The 1,480-nt window shown below is 73.3% G+C and carries 1 protein-coding gene; it reads right to left on the bottom strand.

Annotated elements, in window-relative coordinates; translation table 11 throughout:
- Window positions 1-58: 58 nt before the first annotated feature.
- Entirely contained in the window at window positions 59-1,390 is a 1,332-nt protein-coding gene (locus ACFVXK_RS38655) for a YhgE/Pip domain-containing protein (protein WP_389622089.1), read from the bottom strand.
- Between the last annotated feature and the right edge of the window lie 90 nt (window positions 1,391-1,480).

The raw sequence follows: 1,480 nt of genomic DNA, 5'->3' as shown, positions 1-1,480 counted from the left end.
GCCCCGCCGCCCCCCCGCGGGGGGCCCGGCGCTCCGGGGCGTGGGTGTGGCGGGCGGGTCAGGCCGTGGCCGGCTCCGCGGCGGCGGGAGCGGCCGGGGTGCCGGTCTCCGTCTCCGGCCGGGGGATGCGGTGCAGGCCCCGGCGGTCGTAGAAGGCGGTGACGGCGAAGCCGAAGGCCAGGGCGGCGACCAGGGCGACGCCCAGGGAGGTCCAGGCCCGGGTCAGGCCCGCGTCGGCCTGGGCGCCGTAGTAGAGCAGGGAGCGCATGCCCTCGGTGATCTGGCGCAGCGGCTCGAACTCGGAGAGGCCCCGGAAGAAGCCCGGCAGTGCCTGGAGCGGGACCGTGGCGCCGGAGGAGGGGACGGCCATGGCGACGAAGACGACGGTGGCCAGCAGCATGCCGGGGGTGCCGAAGGCGGCGAAGAGGGCGAGGCTGCCGATGCCGACGACGGCGATGGTGGCGACCGAGTAGATCCACAGGTGGCCCAGGTGGGAGGCGTCCATGTCGAGGATGCCGACGGTGGCGGCCTCGACGAGGGAGCCCATCACCACGGACAGGCCGAGCATCAGCGTCATGCCGATGGCCAGGGTGCGGACGCGGCTGGTGTGCTGGACGGGCTCGCGCTTGCGGAAGGGGCCGAAGTCGGTGTGCAGGTAGCCGAGGGCGGTGTCGACCTGGGAGTTGACCAGGTTGGCGCCGAGCATGCCGCAGACGACGAGGACGAGCGCGTAGTAGAAGGCGCTCAGGCCCATGGCGCTGCGGGCGCCGAGCGGGTGGCCGTCGGCGACGGTGACGGTGACCGGGTCGGCGAGCTTGAGCTGGGCGGCCGTCGGCAGCTGGGCCTTCTGGGCGGCGGCCTGCTTGAGGAGCTCCTGGCCGATCTGGGCGGAGGCGGCGTGGGCGGCCTTCTGGGCGGCCTGGGAGGACATCGAGGAGCCGATGCTGCCGGCGGACTGGTTGGTCAGCACGCTCAGCGTCGGCGGGGCGGGCTGCTTGCCCTGGGCCGGGGGCTGCGGGGCGCCGAGGGCGGTCACCGTGGCGCTGAAGTCCTGCGGGATGACCAGGGCGCCGAAGACCTTGCCGCTGCCGAGGCGCTTGTCGGCCTCCTCGCGGCTGACCACCTGCCAGTCGATGCTCTTGTCGTTCTCGGCGGCCTTGCGTATGCCGGTGACGACCTGCTCGCCCAGCTTGACGTGGCGGCCGCCCGCGTCGGCGCCGGCGTCGGCGTTGACCAGGGCCACGGGCAGGTCGCGCAGGTTGCCCCGGGGATTGACGTTGCCGCCCACGTAGAGCAGGGCGAACAGCATCGAGACCACTGCGGCGATGAGCCCCGTTCCGATCCACAGCTGGGGTCGGCGGAGCACGGAACGGGACGGGGGGTGGGGCATCGACTCTCCGGGATCTTCCGGTGCGGCTGCGGCGGGCTGCTTCGGCCGCGTTCCTCAACTGGATACTTCTGGTATCCAGCTACTGGATAC

It is taken from the genome of Streptomyces sp. NPDC058157, from assembly GCF_042884105.1.
Classification (GTDB): Bacteria; Actinomycetota; Actinomycetes; order Streptomycetales; family Streptomycetaceae; genus Streptomyces.
The sequence above is the reverse complement of the archived record's forward strand: the minus strand, read 5'-3'. Positions and strand labels throughout refer to the sequence as shown.

Excerpts from the sequence above, each read along its gene's own strand:
- ACFVXK_RS38655 (WP_389622089.1), bottom strand. The coding sequence starts at position 1,390 with ATGCCCCACCCCCCGTCCCGTTCCGTGCTCCGCCGACCCCAGCTGTGG.